The sequence below is a fragment of the Enterobacter sp. T1-1 genome (assembly GCF_000710795.1).
Classification (GTDB): Bacteria; Pseudomonadota; Gammaproteobacteria; order Enterobacterales; family Enterobacteriaceae; genus Enterobacter; species Enterobacter cloacae.
Genome location: NZ_JALW01000069.1, coordinates 1 through 17617 on the forward strand (window position 1 = coordinate 1; position 17617 = coordinate 17617).

Consider the following 17617-nt stretch of genomic DNA (forward strand, 5'->3'; position numbering starts at 1 on the left):
TTTTTCTGGGGAACCCTCAGCCCGGTGGGAGAGGGCCGGTGTGGGGGCATCAGCCCGCCCCCGCTTAAATACTGAACGAAGACCCACACCCGCAGGTGCTGGTGGCATTTGGGTTCGTCACCACAAAGCGTGAACCTTCCAGACCTTCTGTGTAGTCTACCGAACCGCCCACCAGATATTGCAGGCTCATCGGGTCAACCACCAGCGCGACGCCCTGTTTCTCGATAGTCATATCGCCGTCGTTAACCTGGTCGTCAAAGGTAAAACCATACTGGAAGCCGCTGCAGCCGCCACCGGTAATATAGACACGCAGTTTCAGATCCGGATTGTCTTCGTCGGCAATCAGGGTTTTCACTTTGTTGGCTGCTGCTTCGGTAAACTCCAGCGGCAACGCTACGTCATCACTCATCTTATGCTCCCATGAATACTGCTACTGCAATTGGGTAAAATTCACCCAATTCTTTTTGTCATTATCTAATACCCTGGTAATTCATTCAAGTATTCTGCATTGCGGCCCGTTCTGCCTCCTGCTTCGCCAGGGTGCGTGCAAGAATGGTGGAGTATAGCGGTTTTCCACCCAGGAATTGGGCTAATAGTGTCGCGCCGAGACAGGTAATGATCATTGGCAAAATGAGCTGGTAATTATCCGTCATCTCCAGCACCAGCACGATGCCGGTGAGCGGCGCGCGCAGGGAGGCCGCCAGCAGCGCTCCCATCCCGGCAACGGCAAAGGTACCCGCATCCAGATGGTATGCCGGAAAACTGACCTCAGCGGCCATGCCAAAGGCAGTACCAAGCAGCGTCCCCAGCGCCAGCATCGGGGCAAAGATACCGCCAGGCGCACCGGAGGAAAAACAGAGCACCGTCGTGATGACGCGAGAAATAAACATAAACAGAAGCAGACCCACGCTGAAGTTGCCCGCAGCTGCAATCGGGATCAGTCCGAACCCGCCCCCCGCCGCGTTCGGTTCAATGAACCCCAGCACGCCGCACAGGCCGCCCAGCAGACCGCCCATCAACACCCACTTCGTGGTATTCCCGCCGTGGATGCGCTGGAACATATCCTGCATACGCAGAATAAAGGTGTTAAACAGCGGGCCGACTATGCCGAATATCATGCCGAGGATCAGGTACAGCCACAGCGTGTTGACCGGCGCATTGGTCAGTTTGCCCACTTCGATCACCGGGCTTTCGCCATTGAAAATGCGAAACACAATGCTCGACATGATCACACCGGTAAAGACCGCTTTGATCGAGATAAGGTTGTAACGGAACTGGGCGCGCATCTCTTCGATGATAAACAGGATCCCCGCCAGCGGCGCGTTAAACGCCGCCGAAAGCCCCGCTGCGGCACCTGTTGCCAGCAGCGTATGGCGCGCTTCCGCGCTGCGCATCCGGAACAGATCCCCCACCATGCGCCCGACGTTCCCGCCCAACTGCACGGTTGGCCCCTCTCGGCCCAGCACCATACCCGCACCAAGCGTTCCCATGCCGCCGATAAACTTCACCGGGATGACGCGCCACCAGCGCACCGGGCGCAGCTCTTCCAGCGCGCCTTCAATTTCAGGGATCCCGGAACCGCCCGCTTCCGGCGCAAATTTACGCACCAGAAAGTAGCCCACCATGGCAAATAGCGCGGACAACCCGAACGCCCAGACCCAGACCAGCCATCCTTTGTCGGCGAAACCGGCCACCGTACCAATACGCCAGTTCAGCACCGCATTGACTGCCTTTTCAAAGGCGACGCCCGCCAGCCCGGCGAGCGTACCGACTACAGCGGCGGCCAGTAAAATTGCCAGCGGTGTCTTATCGCGGTTAAGCAAGCGCCGGATGCTGATCCGGTGTTGCGCGCGTCGGAACTGTTGTTCTTCAAAAGAGGGAGAGTCTGCTTTCATTACCATGTCTTTTCGTCATACAAATCGCCGCAGGGATTTTACCAGAGTGCATCAGGTCGTCCCGTGAAAAATACTTAAAAATTGTTTAGCAATGAAAGGGGGCAAAAATTTCATTACCTTCCGCGGATCACTTAGAATAGTGTGCTTAATCATTTTATACGAACCAGGAACGACGCCATGAGCAAGTCTGAAAACCTCTACAGTGCAGCCCGCGAGCTTATCCCGGGCGGCGTGAACTCGCCTGTTCGCGCCTTTACCGGCGTAGGCGGAACGCCGCTGTTTATTGAACGTGCTGATGGCGCGTACCTGTTTGATGTCGACGGCAAGGCCTATATCGATTACGTCGGCTCCTGGGGCCCGATGGTGCTGGGTCACAACCACCCTGCCATCCGCAATGCGGTGATTGAAGCGGCCCAGCGCGGCCTGAGCTTCGGCGCGCCTACCGAGATGGAAGTCAAAATGGCGGAGCTGGTGACCGAGCTGGTGCCAACCATGGACATGGTGCGTATGGTGAACTCCGGTACCGAAGCCACCATGAGCGCTATTCGTCTGGCGCGCGGCTTTACCGGTCGCGACAAAATCATCAAGTTTGAAGGCTGCTACCACGGCCATGCGGACTGCCTGCTGGTGAAAGCGGGTTCCGGCGCACTGACCCTTGGTCAGCCAAACTCCCCGGGCGTACCGGCTGATTTCGCGAAACACACCCTCACCTGCACCTATAACGATCTGAACACCGTTCGTGCGGCATTCGAGCAGTATCCACAGGAGATCGCCTGCATCATCGTTGAGCCGGTTGCGGGCAACATGAACTGCATTCCACCGCAGCCCGATTTCCTGCCGGGCCTGCGCGCCCTGTGCGATGAATTTGGCGCGCTGCTGATTATCGACGAAGTGATGACCGGTTTCCGCGTCGCGCTCGCGGGTGCCCAGTCTTATTACGGCGTAGAGCCGGATCTGACCTGTCTCGGCAAAATCATCGGCGGCGGTATGCCAGTGGGCGCATTCGGGGGGCGCAAGGATGTGATGGAAGCCCTGGCACCAACGGGGCCGGTTTACCAGGCGGGTACGCTCTCCGGTAACCCGATTGCTATGGCGGCGGGCTTCGCCTGCCTGACAGAAGTCTCCCAGCCGGGCATTCACGAAACCCTGACTGAGCGCACGACGCAGCTGGCAAACGGTCTGCTGGAAGCGGCTGAAGAGGCGGGTATTCCGCTGGTGGTAAACCACGTGGGCGGGATGTTCGGGATCTTCTTCACGGAAGCCCAAACCGTGACAAGCTATCAGGACGTGGTGAAGTGCGATGTTGAACGCTTCAAGCGTTTCTTCCACCTGATGCTGCAAGAAGGCGTCTACCTGGCGCCGTCTGCTTTTGAAGCTGGCTTTATGTCCGTGGCGCACAGCGAAGAGGATATCAATAACACCATCGACGCGGCGCGTAAGGTGTTTGCGAAGTTGTAAGCACGTGCGGCGTGATGCCCTCACCCCGGCCCTCTCCCACAGGGAGAGTGAGCAAACCCTAAAACGTCAATCTTAGGATTGACGTTTACTTTTATTACCGACTCTGCTTTCTCAACAGATAAATAAAATACGGCGCGCCGATAAAGGTCGACAGCAAACCCGCCGGGATCTGATACGGGAACAGCACCATTCTTCCGCACCAGTCCGCCACCACCAGCATCACCCCGCCCGTCAAGGCAGACATCACGATATGCGGCATCGTCCGACGGAATCCCATCATTCTGGCGATATGCGGCGCCATCAACCCAACAAAACTCAGTGGACCAATGGTCATGGTGGCCGTGGCCGTCAGGCACGCCGCCAGCAGTAACAGCGCGACGCGCGTTGGCGTTAACGCCATGCCGACCGCACGTGCGGTTTCGCCCCCCAGCGGCAGGATCGTCATCCAGCGGCGGCACAGGGGCACAATCGCCAGCAGCACGATCATCACGATCCCGGAATGCACCACCTGACTGCCGGTGGCGTTGTACGTTGAGCCGGAGATCCAGGTCAGGATCTTCGCCATCCGCGGATCGCCGCTCGCCTGGAGCATCATCAGCAGCATGGTAAAGGCGGTGCTGAGCGCCATCCCGGCCAGCAGCATCCGGTGAGGCGAAAACCCGCCGCGGCCTGACGCAATCAGAATGATCATCAGCGTCACCGCCGCCCCGATGCTTCCGGCAGGCATCAGCCAGCCAAAGGCATTTCCCGGCACAAGGAACAGCATCAGCACCACGCCAAACGCGGCTCCCGAACTGATCCCCAGCACTTCCGGGCTGGCCATCGGGTTGCCGGTCAGGCGCTGGATAATACACCCCGCGACCGCCAGCATCACCCCGGCAATCAACGCCGAGAGGATCCGCGGCCAGCGCCACTGCAGCAGTTCCTGGAGCAAATCGCCCGTTGCCCAGTGCCAGCCCGTCGCATCGCGCCCGAAAGCAAGCGCCACAAACGAGACGATAATCAGCACCGCCAGCCCGGCGAGGCTGAACCACAGCACCGACTGACGCTCGGCATAAACTTTATCCCCCGCGTCCATCGCGGGAGCGCTCATACTGCGCAGACGTGGCAACAGCCACAGCAACAGCGGCGCGCCAACCAGTGCCGTTACCGACCCGGTAGAGACTTCCATCCAGACGCGCGCCAGCCAGAGAATGATTTGATCGGAAAGCCAGAGGATCAGCGCTCCAATTAGCGGGGCCAGCAGCAGTCGCGCCAGCAGGCGACGCGCACCGAGCATTTTTGCCAGCAGCGGGGCAAACAGCCCGATAAAGCCGATAATCCCAACCGCATTAACCAGCAATGCGCTGAGGACAATCGCCAGCGTCAGCGCCGCCAGACGCGCCAGGGAGAGCGCCAGCCCCAGATTACGGGCTACGCCGTCATCCAGCCCCATCAGCGTCAGCGGACGTAACAGCAGCAGCGTCAACATGGCGCCGCCAACAAGCTGCGGCCACAGACGCTGCACAATACTCCAGTCGGTCTGGGTCAGCGTGCCGGTACTCCACAGGAACATGCTTTGCAGCTGATCGTGATGAAACAGCACCAGCAGCTGGTTGATTGCCCCACAGTAGAGGCTCACCACCAGCCCTGCGAGGATCAGCGTCACTGGCGAGAGGCGTTTCCCCCACGCCACGCCGAAGACCAGCGCGCCTACCACGCACGCGCCTGCAAGCGCGGCAAACTGCGAGGTTAACGCGCCAGGCAGTGCCCACAGCGTGGTCACCGTGATCCCAAGCTGGGCACCGGTCGCGACGCCAAGCGTTGTAGGCTCGGCCAGCGGGTTACGCAAAACCTGCTGGAACAGGACGCCCACCAGACCTAACCCGGCCCCGACCAGCAGCGAAATCGCCAGACGCGGCAGCAGGCTGTAGTGGAACAGCATTTGCTGAATATTATCGATATCCGGCGCAGCCAGGGCCGCGCCCCACTGCCCGCGCGGTAAGGCGGTCGAGAGGTTAAACCAGGTCAAAGCCAGCGCGGTCAGGAAAATCAGAGCCAGCAACAGCGCCGGGAAACGGGCAATACGCGTACTCATGCTTTTCCCCCCAGCGCGTTATCCAGCACCCGGGCGAAGTGCATGGCCGACAGCGTCGCGCCGTAGAACCAGACCGCCGGTGCACGCGTAAAGCGTTGCTCACGCACGAACGGCATCGCCTGCCACAGCGGTGTCGCCATCAGCGCCTGCATTTCACGCTCGTTGCCGTGATCGAAGCACAATACGTCCACATCGCGGAACGCCGCCAGACGGTCGATACCGACGGCGGTGCTGCCCCAGAAGGTCATCTCCCCTTCCCAGGCATTAGGAATGCCAAAGCTATCGAGCACTTCCTGGAACAGACAGTTTTTGCCGAAGACCAGCATATGGCGCGCATCCAGCAGCGTCACCATCAGCAGCGGGCGGTCTCCGCGATGGGCAAAACGCGGCTTCAGGGCGTCAATCAGAGCATCAAACTCAGCGAAATGTTGTTTGGCTTCCGCCTCACGGTTGAGGAAATGCGCCATCTCGTTGATGGAGTTTTTCGCCATCGTCAGCGGTTTTTTACCGTCACTGAAGGAGAACCCCCGCCCAGGGGCAATACGTGCCATTGTCTCTTCTGACGGGCCATAACCCGCGGACCAGAACAGAAATGACGGCTTCATCTGCGTCAGCAGCTCAAGATTAGGCTCCGTACGCAGACCAATATCAATGACCGAATCGGGTAGCGCCGGCTCGTTCACCCACAGCCGGTAGTTGGGAATATCGGCCACGCCATACGGCGTGACGCCCAGCGCCATCATCAGTTCAACAGGCAGCCACTCCAGCGCCACAATACGGTGCGGATCGACGGCAGCAGCCCGCGCGAGGTTCATCTTTAACAGCAGCGGTGAAAGTGCCATGGCCGTCAGCAGGCGACGGCGGCTCAACAAGGTAGAATTCAGCATCAGTAAACAAAGCTCACCGGAGCAGCCCCGCCAGGATGAGGCAGGATCCCCATAGGAATACCGTAGATGTGTTCCAGCGTTTCGCTCCGCATCAGTTCAGACGGCGAACCCTCGGCAATCATCTCCCCACCGCGAAGGGCGACAAGATAATCACAGTAGCGCGCCGCCATGTTGATATCGTGCAGCACCGCGATAACCGTCAGGCCACGCTGCTGGCTCAGGCGGTGCACCAGCGCGAGAACATCAACCTGGTGAGCAATATCCAGTGCGGAAGTGGGTTCGTCGAGCAGCAGGCAGCGGCTGTCCTGCGCGACCAGCATCGCAATCCACGCGCGCTGACGTTCGCCCCCGGAAAGGCTGTCGACCAGACGGTGCGCCAGCGGCTTTAATCCTACCAGCGCAATCGCTTCTTCCACTTTCTCTCTGTCGGCGACACCGAAGCGCCCGAGTGCGCCATGCCACGGATAACGCCCGATTGCCACCAGCTCACGCACCGTCATCCCTTCTGCCTGAGGCAATTGCTGCGGCAGATAGGCGACTTTGCGCGCAAAGGCTTTACTGCTCCAGCTCTCCAGAGGCTGTTCGTCCAGCAAAATATCCCCTTCAGAAGGCGGCTGATGACGGCCCAGCATTTTAAGTAACGTCGATTTACCGGAACCATTGTGACCAATCAGGCCGGTAACTTTACCTGCGGGGAACGTCAACGAGAGCGGATGCAGCAAGGTGCGCCCGGGAACACGAAAGGAGAGTTGATTGAGCGTAAAGGTGGTATCGGATTGCGTTTTATTATCCTGCATATCAGCCAACTTAAATAAAAAGGGCACGGCGAACCGTGCCCGAAGAGAGATTAGAAGCGGAAGGTCGCGGTAGCCACAACCTGACGTCCTGCTCCCCAGTAGCATGCGTATTCGCTATAGCAGCTGGAAACGTACTCGCGGTCAAAGATATTGTTCACGTTAACGCCAACTGAAGAGCCTGGCAGCCCAAAACGCGCCAGATCGTATTTCACCGTCGCGTCCGCCAGCGCGTAACCCGCGACGTTAAACGATTCGTAGGCTTTCGGAGACGTTGAGGAGTAGTAGGAAACGGTGTTGCCGATATAGCGCGCACCCGCCCCCAGCGTCAGACCACTCAGTGCCGTCTCGTGGAAGGTGTAATCCGCCCACAGAGAGGCCATGTTACGTGGCACTTCCGCCGGGCGGCGGCCTTCAAACCAGGTATCGTGAGTGTATTTCGCATCGGTGAAGCTGTACGAGGCCGTCACGTTCACATTGGCTGATACGGCCGCTTTCGCTTCCAGCTCAACACCACGGGAACGAATTTCGCCCCCTTGTACGCTGAAGCCGCTGGTCGGGTTGGCCGGATCGGCCGTCAGATTATTGTTTTTGGTCAGCTGATACACCGCTGCCGTGACCACAACGGGCAGATCTTTCGGTACGTATTTCACACCGGCTTCATACTGCTTGCCGCGTGCCGGATCGAACGGTTTTCCGCCCTGAGTGGTACCCGAAATCGGTTCGAATGATTCGCTATAGCTGAAGTACGGCGTGATACCGTTGTCGAACAGGTAGTTAATCCCGCCGCGCCAGGTGAATGCCTGATCGTTAATTTCCGCGGTAGTACCGGTAGTACGGGTCAGCGCAGAGGTTTTCGCAAAATCATAGCGACCACCCATTGTCAGTACCCACTTATCCCACTCAGCCTGATCCTGAGCGTACAGACCAGTTTGTTCCTGACGATTAAGCACTTTGTACAGGTAGTAAACATCGACGTTCGGATTGCCGTACGCAGGCTTTGTCATGCTGATCGGATCGGCAGTACCGTAGTCTGCGTTGATGTCATTACGCATACGAAGGTAATCGACCCCGGTTAAGAGGGTATGATCCACAGCGCCGGTCGCGAATTTTGACTGGAGCTGAGTATCCACGGTGAACGAGTTGAGATCTTCGTCTGAACGTACATACGCGCGGCTGATTTGCGCCGGGGCAATATAGCCGTTGCCGTAGACGGAACGATACAGCGTGTTGATTTTGGTGTAGCGCAGGTTTTGACGCAGGGTAAAAGTGTCATCAAACGCATGCGAGAAGCTGTATCCCACCATTTTCTGGCGACGGGCGATCTTATTATCCTCTTCCCCTTCGTTGAAATTGGTCGGCAGCTTGTGCGCTTTACCGTTGGCATCATAGTAAGGCACAACGGTACCTTCCCGCGGCAGCCAGCCGTAATAGCCCGCATCCGGATCGCTCTGGAAGTTGCTCAGGAAAGTGAAATCGGTTTTATCGTCAGGACGCCAGCTGAAAGCCGGTGCAATGGCATAGCGGGTGGATTTGGCCATCTCCTGCTGCGCATTTTCACTACGGCCCAGACCGGTCAGGCGGTATGACCACACGCCGTCATCATCAATTGCATCGCTAAAATCAAACCCGGTCTGCCACAGGTTATCGGTGCCCATCTTGAACTGAATTTCTTTCAGCGGCTCAGTGGTCGGTCGCTTGCTGACCATGCTCACAACACCGCCCGGATGGCTTTTGCCGTACAGTACAGATGTTGGGCCACGCAGCAGCTCCACGCGCTCAAGGAAGTACGGATCCATGGACGCTTCAGAATAGTTATCGCCCTGCAGCTTCATCCCATCGAGATACTGGTTGGTATTCACGGTGCTGGAAGTGGTGAAACCACGAATCGACACCACATCATATGTCGTTGAGGCGCCGCGGGTGGCAAAAACGCTCGGCGTATAAGCCAGCGCTTGCTTCACCGTTCCCGGCTGCTTCATGTCAATTTCTTCACGCGTGACGACGGAAATCGACTGCGGCGTCTTTTCTATAGGTGTATCGGTCTTGGTTGCCGTTGCGGTACGTGTCGCCGCAATCGTTGGTGCAGGCCCCCAGGCACTTTCCTGTGCAGCCGGAGCGGCAGTGACAGTGATGGTTTCTTCTTTTTTCGGGGTTTCGGCAGCATGGGTATAAGCAGACATGCCTGCAACCGCTGTGGCTACGACAACTGCGATTTTACGCAGCGACGTGTTAATTGGCTGAGCAGTATTGGAAAGCGCCATGGTGTATCTCTGATAGAAAAGTGAATGATAACGTAAACGAGAATTATTATTATGACCGCAGCATAATAGGCGAAACGTTGGCTGCATAGCAAGCAGGAAGCGGCCCTACGAGAATTAAGGGTTTAAGAAATAACCAGGAGAAAACGAAGGGTTAATCAGAATTAAAACGAGGGTTAATAAAATGGGGAAAACGGGTAAAAAAATCCCCCCTTTCGGGGGGACCTTGAACGGTTAGTTACCGCCGAACATATCTCTAATCCAGCCCGCGACACCGTCGCTGTCTTTCTTCTCGTTCTGCTGCTGCGGCTGTTGTTGTTGCTGCGGCTGCTGAGGCTGAGAAGACTGGTCGAACGGGTTGCCCGTCGGCTGCTCTGGCTGGCTCTGCTGGCACAGGGAATCCGGGTTCGTTGTCCAGACAGGCAAGCTACGCATACCGCCGCCACAGACAAAGTTTCCGGAACTGTCCACGCCCATATCCACGATATCCTCCGGCGCAACCAGGTTTAGCGGCACCGGAGACTGATTCGCCAGATAACGCTGGTAAATCGACATCGCCCCGCTCGCACCATACAGTTTGGTTGGCTGGTTGTTGTCGCGGCCCACCCAGGTGATCACCACTTCACGACCATCGATACCGGCAAACCAGGTATCGACGTTGTTGTTGGTCGTCCCGGTTTTGCCCGCCAGATGCAGGCCCGGATACTTCGCCCCCAGCTGACGGCCGGTACCACGCTGCACAACCTGCTGCATCGTCCACAGCGTCATGTAGGCTGCCTGCGCCGGAACGGCGCGTTCCGCCTGCGGGAAGCTCTGATACAGCACGGAGCCATCTTCGGCAATCACCGAGCGCAGGGCTGACAGCGGTGCACGGTTACCACCGCTGGCAATGGTCTGGAACGCCTGTGCCACTTCGATTGGCGTCAGGTTTAACGCCCCCAGGATCATGGCTGGTACAGGGTGCAGCTGATCTTTGGCGACGCCCAGTTTCTGCCAGGTGTCGACAATCGCCGGCAGACCCAGTGCCATCCCCAGGTTTACCGTCGGCACGTTCATGGAGCGGGTCAACGCATCCACCAGCATTACCTGGCCGCTGAACTGTTTATCATCGTTCTGCGGTGACCAGACCTGGCCGTTAGGCTGACGCAGGGAGATCGGCGCGTCGGCAATCCAGGTATTCAGGCGATACAGATTTGGCTGGCTCAGGGCAGTGAGATAGGTTGCTGGCTTCGCCAGTGAACCGATCGAACGACGCGCCTGCATAGCACGGTTGTAACCTGCAAACTGCGGCTCAGCCCCGCCCACCATCGCACGGACTTCACCCGTGTTACGGTCAACCACCACCATCGCGGTTTCCAGGTCGCTCAGCTTACGCTGTTTCTTCAGCGCCGGAATGCCCTCAACGGCCGCTTTTTCTGCCGCATCCTGCGCCACGGAGTCAAAGGTGGTAAAGATCTTCACGCCGGAGAGATCTTTCACTTTATCACCGAGCTTGCTCTGCAGCTCCTGACGCACCAGCTGCATAAACGCAGGCTGAGGCGAAATCACACCGCCGCGCGGCTGCACGCCAAGCGGACGGGCGCTCAGCATGTCGTACAACTCCTGGTCAATCACCTGCTGTTGTTGCAGCAGACGCAGCACCAGGTTACGACGCTCCAGCGCCAGTTTCGGGTTACGCCACGGGTTATAGATGGACGCCCCTTTCACCATGCCCACCAGCAGGGCCTGCTGGTCCAGGCTCAGCTCTTCCACCGGACGGCCAAAGTAGTACAGGCTCGCCAGCGGGAAACCGCGGATTTCGTTATCACCGCTCTGACCGAGATAGACCTCGTTCATATACAGCTCAAGGATACGATCCTTGCTGTAACGCGCATCCATCAGCACGGCCATGTACGCTTCGTTGGCTTTACGCCAGTAAGAGCGCTCGCTGGAGAGGAACAGGTTCTTCACCAGCTGCTGGGTAAGCGTACTTGCCCCCTGTACCGTACGGCCCGCCGTCAGGTTGGCCAGCACAGCACGACCAATGGAGTAGAGGCTGATACCATCGTGCTCATAGAAGTGACGGTCTTCGGTTGCCAGCAGCGTGTCCACCAGCAGGTCCGGGAAACCGTTACGGGCGACGAACAGACGCTGTTCACCGTTCGCCGAAGAGAGCATGGTGATAAGACGCGGATCGAGACGGAAGAAACCGAACTGGCGGTTGTTATCCATGTTCTCGATGGTTTCCAGACGATCGCCGTCAAAGGTCAGACGCGCACGCACCTGCCCCTCTTTGCTGTCCGGGAAATCGAACGGACGACGGATCATCTCAATGCTTTTCGCCTGCACGGTAAATTCGCCAGGACGCGTCATTTTCGACACCTGACGATACTGGGTGGCCTCCAGCAGTTTCACCATCTCGTTCTTACTGATCGACATGTCAGGCTCAAGGTTTACCATGCGGCCATACACTGCCGCCGGCAATTGCCAGACTTTTCCGTCGATACGGCTGCGGATCTTCTGATCCAGATAAACGCCGTAGATCGCCATCAGTACAACAAAAACAATGAACAGCTTCAGCAGCAGCCAGAACCAGCCGCGTTTACCCCGAGGCTTACGCCCTTTGCCTTTTCCTTTACGCGGCATCGGTTCTTCATCCTCATAATCGTCTTCATAGTCATCGTCATAATCCTCATCTCTGAGGCGACGACGGCTCACCTTTTCTTTGGCCGGACGCGTTGGTTTTCCCTTACGCCCAATTGGCTCGCGGTCATTCCCCGCCATGCTTTTTCTCCGCAACGTTCAGGCGCAAAGGCCCGATTCTCATTTCTTCCACTGACCTGTGAAAGAAGAAATCTCTCAAAATTGCTTTTCTCCCTCTCCCTGTGGGAGAGGGTCGGGGTGAGGGCATCAGGCCGCACTCCCCTTTACGAATATTTCTTCGTCCGCCGTGTCGGTGCCGTATTCGCCGGATCGTCCGGCCAGACATGTTTGGGATAGCGCCCTTTCATCTCTTTTTGCACTTCACGGTAGCTCCCCGCCCAGAATGCGCCCAGATCGCGGGTAATCTGCAGCGGGCGATGCGCAGGTGACAACAACTCAAGCACCACGGCCACGCGCCCTTCGGCAATGGATGGCGTGGTCGCCTCGCCAAACATCTCCTGCATCCGTACCGCCAGCGCCGGTGGATTATCCTCGTGATAACGAATGGCAATCCGGCTGCCGGTCGGCACAGTGTAATGCCCTGGCAGTTCACTATCCAGACGTTGACGTAACGACCAGTCGAGTAAATTCTGTAACGCGACCTTAACATCAAGCGCTTTTAACGCCCGCAGCGAGTGTACACCGCTCATTTGCGGCAGGAGCCAGGTTTCCAGCGACGCAAGTAACGAGTCATCATCCACCGCCGGCCAGACATACTCCGGCAACCAGCGCGCGGCACAGTGCAGACGAATACGGTACTGTTCGGCCTCCGGGGTCCAGTTCAGAACACCTAGTCCTTTTTCCCGGATACCGTTCAGCATCGCCTGGTGCAACTCCTCTTCCGATGGCTTTGCCAGCGGCTTCGTCGCCAGGGTCAGTTTACCTATCTGGCTACGACGAAATGCCTTCAGGGTACCCTGCGCATCATCCCACTCGACGATGTCGGACTGCTGAAGCAGCTGCGGACAGGCGCGCGTGAGGGCATCGATATCCACAGCCACGGCCTGCAAAATTCGGGCATCGGGCGAGTGACTACCCTGCAGCAAAAGCGGCGCAATCAGCCATTCATGGCGCGTCAGGGCGTCATCGCTGTCCAGCATAGCCCCCATGCCGTTTGCCAGCTGGTAGCGTCCATCCAGCCCGCGACGACGCGCGATCCTGTCGGCAAATGCCTGCGCCAGGAGAGGCGCAATGCTGTCAGCGTCCGGCGTACCACCACGGCTGTTAAGCCGTTTACAGAGCTGCTGCGCGCGCTGCTGCCAGTTCCCCTGATTACGTGAAAAGGCCTGCACCAGATCGCAATTTGCACCACGAGGCGGCTCCTCAAGGATAGCCGCCAGTTTCGCCGCCGTAGCAATTTCATCATCCCCCTGAGCGGCCACCAGCATCGCGGCCAGCCGGGGATCGTTACCCAGCGCGGCCATTTTCTGCCCACGTGATGATAGCCTTTCGCCGTCCAGCGCCCCTAGCTGGGTCAGCAACGCGCGCGCCGCCGCCAGGTTTACCGCGGGAGGTGCATTGAGCCAGGTTAACTGCGCGGGATCGGGGCAACCCCACTGCAACAGTTCCATGATCAGCCCCGAAAGATCGCTTTGTAAAATTTCCGGCGTGCTCTGCACAGCCGCGCGTTCGGCCTGTTCTGCGCTGATGAGATGCACACAGATGCCCGGCTCAAGACGCCCGGCACGGCCAGCTCGCTGAACCATCGACGCCTGGCTGATGCGTTGCGTTAGCAGCTTTGTCAGCCCGGTGCGCGGGTCAAAACTGGCTACTCTCTCCTGGGCGCTGTCCACCACCAGGCGAATGCCTTCAATGGTCAGACTGGTTTCGGCAATATTGGTGGCCAGTACCACTTTACGCTGCCCCGTTGGCGCGGGAAGGATGGCCTTGCGCTGGTCACTCAACGACAGTGCGCCGTAGAGCGGGCAGAGTATTACGTCGCTGCCCACCCGGGCGGCAAGCTGCTCCTGCACCCGCTGGATTTCGCCAACGCCCGGTAAAAACAGCAGCAGCGAACCGGATTCCTGACGAAGCAAGTCAGCGGTGGCGATCGCCACCGCTTCATCGAAACGCTGTTGGGCAGGAAGCGGCTGATAGCGGCGCTCAACCGGAAACGCGCGCCCTTCGGAGGTGATGACCGGCGCATCCGGTAACGTCTGCTGTAGCCGCTCGTTATCCAGCGTGGCCGACATGATGAGCAGTCGGAGATCGTCCCGTAACCCCTGCTGGACGTCCAGCAACAGCGCCAGCGCCAGATCCGCCTGCAGGCTGCGCTCGTGGAACTCATCCAGAATCACCAGCCCGATGCCGGACAGTTCCGGATCGTTTTGCAGCATACGGGTGAGGATACCTTCGGTCACCACTTCAAGCCGCGTGGACGGGCCGACGCAGGTTTCGGCGCGCATACGGTAGCCTACCGTCTCGCCCGGTTTTTCATTTAGCAGTTCCGCCAGGCGCTGCGCCACGTTGCGCGCGGCCAGCCTGCGCGGCTCCAGCAGGATAATCTTCCCGCTGATAATGCCTGCGTTGAGGATGTGCAGCGGTAGCCAGGTGGATTTACCGGCACCCGTAGGGGCGTTAAGTAAAACCTGCGGGGCATCCTGCAAGGCAGCGAGCAGTTCAGGAAGGACGACGGCGACCGGCAATGAGGACACTAACAGCTCCAGAGGGTTAACATTAGTCGGCGTACATTGTAGCATCGGCGCATATCATTACCGAGTCCCCTGTATGTCTGAGTCGAAACGACTGTTTTTCGCCATTGAGCTGCCCGCGCCGATCCAACGGCAAATTGTTCGCTGGCGCGCCGAACACTTCCCGCCCGAAGCGGGCCGCCCGGTTGCTGCGGCAAACCTCCACCTGACGCTGGCTTTTCTGGGCGACGTCAGCGGCGAGAAACAGCGCGCCCTGGCGGCGATGGCCAGTCGGATTTCCCAGCCGGGATTTACGCTGACCCTTGACGATGCGGGGCAGTGGCTCCGATCCCGCGTCGTCTGGCTGGGCACGCGCCAGCCGCCGCGCGGATTATTACAGCTTGCGAATATGCTGCGCGCCCAGGCGGCACGTAGCGGCTGTTACCAGAGTCCGCAGCCGTTTCATCCTCACATTACGCTACTGCGCGATGCCGGTCAGGCCGTTGCTATCCCGCCACCGGGCTTTCACTGGGCCTTTCCGGTGACCTCTTTCGCGCTGTACGAATCTGTTTTTTCACAAGGACGCACCCGCTATACGCCGCTCCAGCGCTGGACGCTGGGCGATACCCTAAGGAATTCTGATGAAGTTTAGTCCTGCACTGCAACACGCCACGCTTATTCAACGCTACAAGCGTTTTCTCGCTGATGTCGTCACCCCTGAAGGGGAGCCGTTAACGCTGCACTGCCCCAACACCGGGGCAATGACGGGATGTGCGACACCGGGTGACACGGTCTGGTATTCCACTTCAGAAAATACTAAACGCAAATATCCTCACACCTGGGAAATGACGCAAACCCAACAAGGGGCTTTTATTTGCGTTAACACCCTGCGCGCGAATCAATTAGTTAAGGAGGCTCTGACTAACGGAACCCTTCCCGAACTGGTGGGTTATGGCACCCATAAATCTGAAGTGAAATATGGCGATGAAGGCAGCAGAATTGACTTTATGTTACAGGCGGAAGACCGTCCCGAGTGCTATATTGAAGTCAAATCAGTCACGTTAGCGGATCAGGAAAATGGCTATTTCCCGGATGCAGTCACGCTACGGGGACAAAAGCATCTGCGGGAGCTGATGAGTGTTGCGGCGGCGGGCAAACGCGCCGTACTGCTGTTTGCGGTTTTGCACTCAGCCATTGAACGGTTTTCTCCAGCCCGCCATATTGATCTCAAATACGCGCAATTGTTGAATGAGGCACAAAAGCAGGGGGTAGAGGTTTTGGCTTATAAAGCGGAACTTTCTGCCGATAATATGACTCTGAGATCCTCTCTTCCCATTGTCTTATAAGGGAATAGACGATTGATGAATAAGTGTTCTGGCCGCGTGCGCAAATACGCTTTTCCTCACAGGCTTGTCAAGTGTTACGTTTAGATAATTGCCATACGGAAAAGCATCTGCTATTTATAGCGACCTGATTTTTCCCCCAACACGGGGATCGATAGTGCGTGTTAAGGAGAAGCAACATGCAAGAAGGGCAAAACCGTAAAACATCGTCCCTGAGTATTCTCGCCATCGCTGGGGTGGAGCCGTATCAAGAGAAACCGGGCGAAGAGTATATGAATGAAGCCCAGCTGTCGCACTTCAAGCGTATTCTTGAAGCATGGCGTAATCAACTCAGGGATGAAGTCGATCGCACCGTTAGTCATATGCAGGATGAAGCGGCTAACTTCCCGGATCCGGTAGACCGTGCCGCTCAGGAAGAAGAGTTCAGCCTTGAACTGCGTAACCGTGACCGCGAGCGCAAACTGATCAAAAAGATCGAAAAAACGCTGAAGAAGGTCGAGGACGAAGATTTTGGCTACTGCGAATCCTGTGGTGTTGAAATTGGCATTCGTCGCCTGGAAGCGCGTCCGACCGCCGATCTGTGCATCGACTGTAAAACGCTGGCAGAAATCCGCGAAAAACAGATGGCGGGTTAATCCCGGTCCTGTTTACCCACTCCAAAGGCGGGAGTCTCTCCCGCCTTATTACTGTTGATATGTCTGAATCTCACTATATCGGGCGCTTCGCGCCATCCCCCTCCGGTGAATTACATTTCGGCTCGTTAATTGCCGCTCTCGGCAGCTACCTGCAGGCTCGCGCACGGCTGGGTAAATGGCTCGTCCGCATTGAAGATATTGATCCTCCACGTGAAGTTCCCGGTGCAGCAGACACCATTCTGCGTCAGCTGGAACATTACGGTCTTCACTGGGACGGCGAAGTTGTCTGGCAATCAACACGTCACGACGCCTACCGGGAACGTCTGGCCTGGCTCGCTGAGCAGGGGCTCTCATATAACTGCACCTGTACCCGCGCGCGCATACAGAGCGTGGGGGGCGTCTATGACGGCCACTGCCGCACGCTCAACCACGGCCCGGAAAACGCCGCCGTTCGTCTGATCCAGCGTGCCCCTGTGCTCCACTTTAACGACCTGCTCTCTGGCGACATTCATGCGGATGAACGGCTGGCGCGAGAGGATTTTATTATCCACCGCCGTGACGGGCTGTTTGCCTATAACCTGGCGGTGGTGGTAGATGACCACTTTCAGGGCGTTACCGAAATTGTGCGCGGAGCCGATCTGGTTGAACCTACGGTGCGTCAAATAGCGTTGTATCACCAGTTTGGCTGGACGGCGCCGGATTACATTCATCTGCCGCTGGCCGTCAACGAGCGGGGCGATAAGCTGTCGAAGCAAAACCACGCCCCCGCCCTGCCAGAGGGCGATCCACGCCCCGTTTTGATCGACGCGTTACGATTTCTCAACCAGAATGTAACCAACGAATGGCAGGATCTTTCCATTGACGAATTGCTGAAACAGGCCGTTGCCACCTGGTCGCTCACGAGCGTGCCAAAAATCCAGCATTCTCAAATGCGTTGCGCTGAGCTATGATTAGC

13 protein-coding genes are annotated in these 17617 nt (G+C 57.8%); 5 read left to right on the forward strand and 8 right to left on the reverse strand.

Going from position 1 to position 17617, the window contains the following annotated elements; genetic code table 11:
- Positions 1–64: 64 nt before the first annotated feature.
- Positions 65–409 (reverse strand): iron-sulfur cluster insertion protein ErpA, encoded by a 345-nt coding sequence (gene erpA, locus AK59_RS0120060; RefSeq protein WP_013095643.1) that lies wholly within the window; start codon positions 407–409, stop codon positions 65–67.
- A gap of 85 nt (positions 410–494) precedes the next feature.
- On the reverse strand, positions 495–1895 hold the full coding sequence (gene clcA, locus AK59_RS0120065) for a H(+)/Cl(-) exchange transporter ClcA (protein ID WP_023620753.1): 1401 nt from the start codon (positions 1893–1895) through the stop codon (positions 495–497).
- A 177-nt stretch (positions 1896–2072) separates the two neighbouring features.
- Between clcA and hemL the strand changes: the two genes are divergently transcribed.
- Positions 2073–3353, forward strand: coding sequence for a glutamate-1-semialdehyde 2,1-aminomutase (gene hemL, locus AK59_RS0120070; RefSeq protein ID WP_029883628.1), 1281 nt, complete (start codon positions 2073–2075; stop codon positions 3351–3353).
- Positions 3354–3447: 94 nt separating this feature from the next.
- Here the strand turns inward: hemL and fhuB are convergent, their stop codons facing one another.
- The 6 genes from fhuB to hrpB all read right to left on the reverse strand — a co-directional run bounded on the left by fhuB (position 3448) and on the right by hrpB (position 14708).
- Positions 3448–5430 carry a Fe(3+)-hydroxamate ABC transporter permease FhuB gene (gene fhuB / locus AK59_RS0120075; protein WP_013095640.1) on the reverse strand — a complete coding sequence of 661 codons (1983 nt, stop codon included), beginning with the start codon at positions 5428–5430 and terminating at the stop codon, positions 3448–3450.
- A complete protein-coding gene (gene fhuD / locus AK59_RS0120080; protein ID WP_013095639.1) occupies positions 5427–6317 on the reverse strand; it encodes a Fe(3+)-hydroxamate ABC transporter substrate-binding protein FhuD in 891 nt (296 codons plus the stop codon). Before fhuD ends, fhuB begins: the two co-directional genes overlap by 4 nt.
- Positions 6317–7114 carry a Fe3+-hydroxamate ABC transporter ATP-binding protein FhuC gene (fhuC, locus tag AK59_RS0120085; protein ID WP_023620747.1) on the reverse strand — a complete coding sequence of 266 codons (798 nt, stop codon included), beginning with the start codon at positions 7112–7114 and terminating at the stop codon, positions 6317–6319. Before fhuC ends, fhuD begins: the two co-directional genes overlap by 1 nt.
- A gap of 50 nt (positions 7115–7164) precedes the next feature.
- Positions 7165–9375 (reverse strand): ferrichrome porin FhuA, encoded by a 2211-nt coding sequence (gene fhuA / locus AK59_RS0120090; protein ID WP_029883629.1) that lies wholly within the window; start codon positions 9373–9375, stop codon positions 7165–7167.
- 231 nt (positions 9376–9606) lie between these two features.
- Positions 9607–12135 (reverse strand): bifunctional glycosyl transferase/transpeptidase, encoded by a 2529-nt coding sequence (mrcB, locus tag AK59_RS0120095; protein WP_029883630.1) that lies wholly within the window; start codon positions 12133–12135, stop codon positions 9607–9609.
- A 143-nt stretch (positions 12136–12278) separates the two neighbouring features.
- Positions 12279–14708 (reverse strand): ATP-dependent helicase HrpB, encoded by a 2430-nt coding sequence (gene hrpB / locus AK59_RS0120100; protein WP_029883631.1) that lies wholly within the window; start codon positions 14706–14708, stop codon positions 12279–12281.
- 73 nt (positions 14709–14781) lie between these two features.
- Here hrpB and thpR point away from each other — a divergent pair, with 73 nt between their 5' ends.
- The 4 genes from thpR (at position 14782) to gluQRS (ending at position 17612) form a co-directional block, all read left to right on the forward strand.
- A complete protein-coding gene (gene thpR / locus AK59_RS0120105) occupies positions 14782–15336 on the forward strand; it encodes an RNA 2',3'-cyclic phosphodiesterase (RefSeq protein ID WP_029883632.1) in 555 nt (184 codons plus the stop codon).
- Entirely contained in the window at positions 15326–16030 is a 705-nt protein-coding gene (sfsA, locus tag AK59_RS0120110) for a DNA/RNA nuclease SfsA (protein ID WP_013095633.1), read from the forward strand. Before thpR ends, sfsA begins: the two co-directional genes overlap by 11 nt.
- Positions 16031–16206: 176 nt before the next feature.
- Entirely contained in the window at positions 16207–16662 is a 456-nt protein-coding gene (dksA, locus tag AK59_RS0120115; protein ID WP_013095632.1) for an RNA polymerase-binding protein DksA, read from the forward strand.
- A gap of 59 nt (positions 16663–16721) precedes the next feature.
- A complete protein-coding gene (gluQRS, locus tag AK59_RS0120120) occupies positions 16722–17612 on the forward strand; it encodes a tRNA glutamyl-Q(34) synthetase GluQRS (RefSeq protein ID WP_029883633.1) in 891 nt (296 codons plus the stop codon).
- The last annotated feature ends 5 nt before the right edge of the window (positions 17613–17617 follow it).

Bases quoted from the DNA above. Each gene is read 5' to 3' on its own strand.
- erpA (WP_013095643.1), bottom strand. From the start codon at position 409: ATGAGTGATGACGTAGCGTTGCCGCTGGAGTTTACCGAAGCAGCAGCC.
- clcA (WP_023620753.1), bottom strand. From the start codon at position 1,895: ATGAAAGCAGACTCTCCCTCTTTTGAAGAACAACAGTTCCGACGCGCG.
- hemL (WP_029883628.1), top strand. From the start codon at position 2,073: ATGAGCAAGTCTGAAAACCTCTACAGTGCAGCCCGCGAGCTTATCCCG.
- fhuB (WP_013095640.1), bottom strand. From the start codon at position 5,430: ATGAGTACGCGTATTGCCCGTTTCCCGGCGCTGTTGCTGGCTCTGATT.
- fhuD (WP_013095639.1), bottom strand. From the start codon at position 6,317: ATGCTGAATTCTACCTTGTTGAGCCGCCGTCGCCTGCTGACGGCCATG.
- fhuC (WP_023620747.1), bottom strand. From the start codon at position 7,114: ATGCAGGATAATAAAACGCAATCCGATACCACCTTTACGCTCAATCAA.
- fhuA (WP_029883629.1), bottom strand. From the start codon at position 9,375: ATGGCGCTTTCCAATACTGCTCAGCCAATTAACACGTCGCTGCGTAAA.
- mrcB (WP_029883630.1), bottom strand. From the start codon at position 12,135: ATGGCGGGGAATGACCGCGAGCCAATTGGGCGTAAGGGAAAACCAACG.
- thpR (WP_029883632.1), top strand. From the start codon at position 14,782: ATGTCTGAGTCGAAACGACTGTTTTTCGCCATTGAGCTGCCCGCGCCG.
- sfsA (WP_013095633.1), top strand. From the start codon at position 15,326: ATGAAGTTTAGTCCTGCACTGCAACACGCCACGCTTATTCAACGCTAC.
- dksA (WP_013095632.1), top strand. From the start codon at position 16,207: ATGCAAGAAGGGCAAAACCGTAAAACATCGTCCCTGAGTATTCTCGCC.
- gluQRS (WP_029883633.1), top strand. From the start codon at position 16,722: ATGTCTGAATCTCACTATATCGGGCGCTTCGCGCCATCCCCCTCCGGT.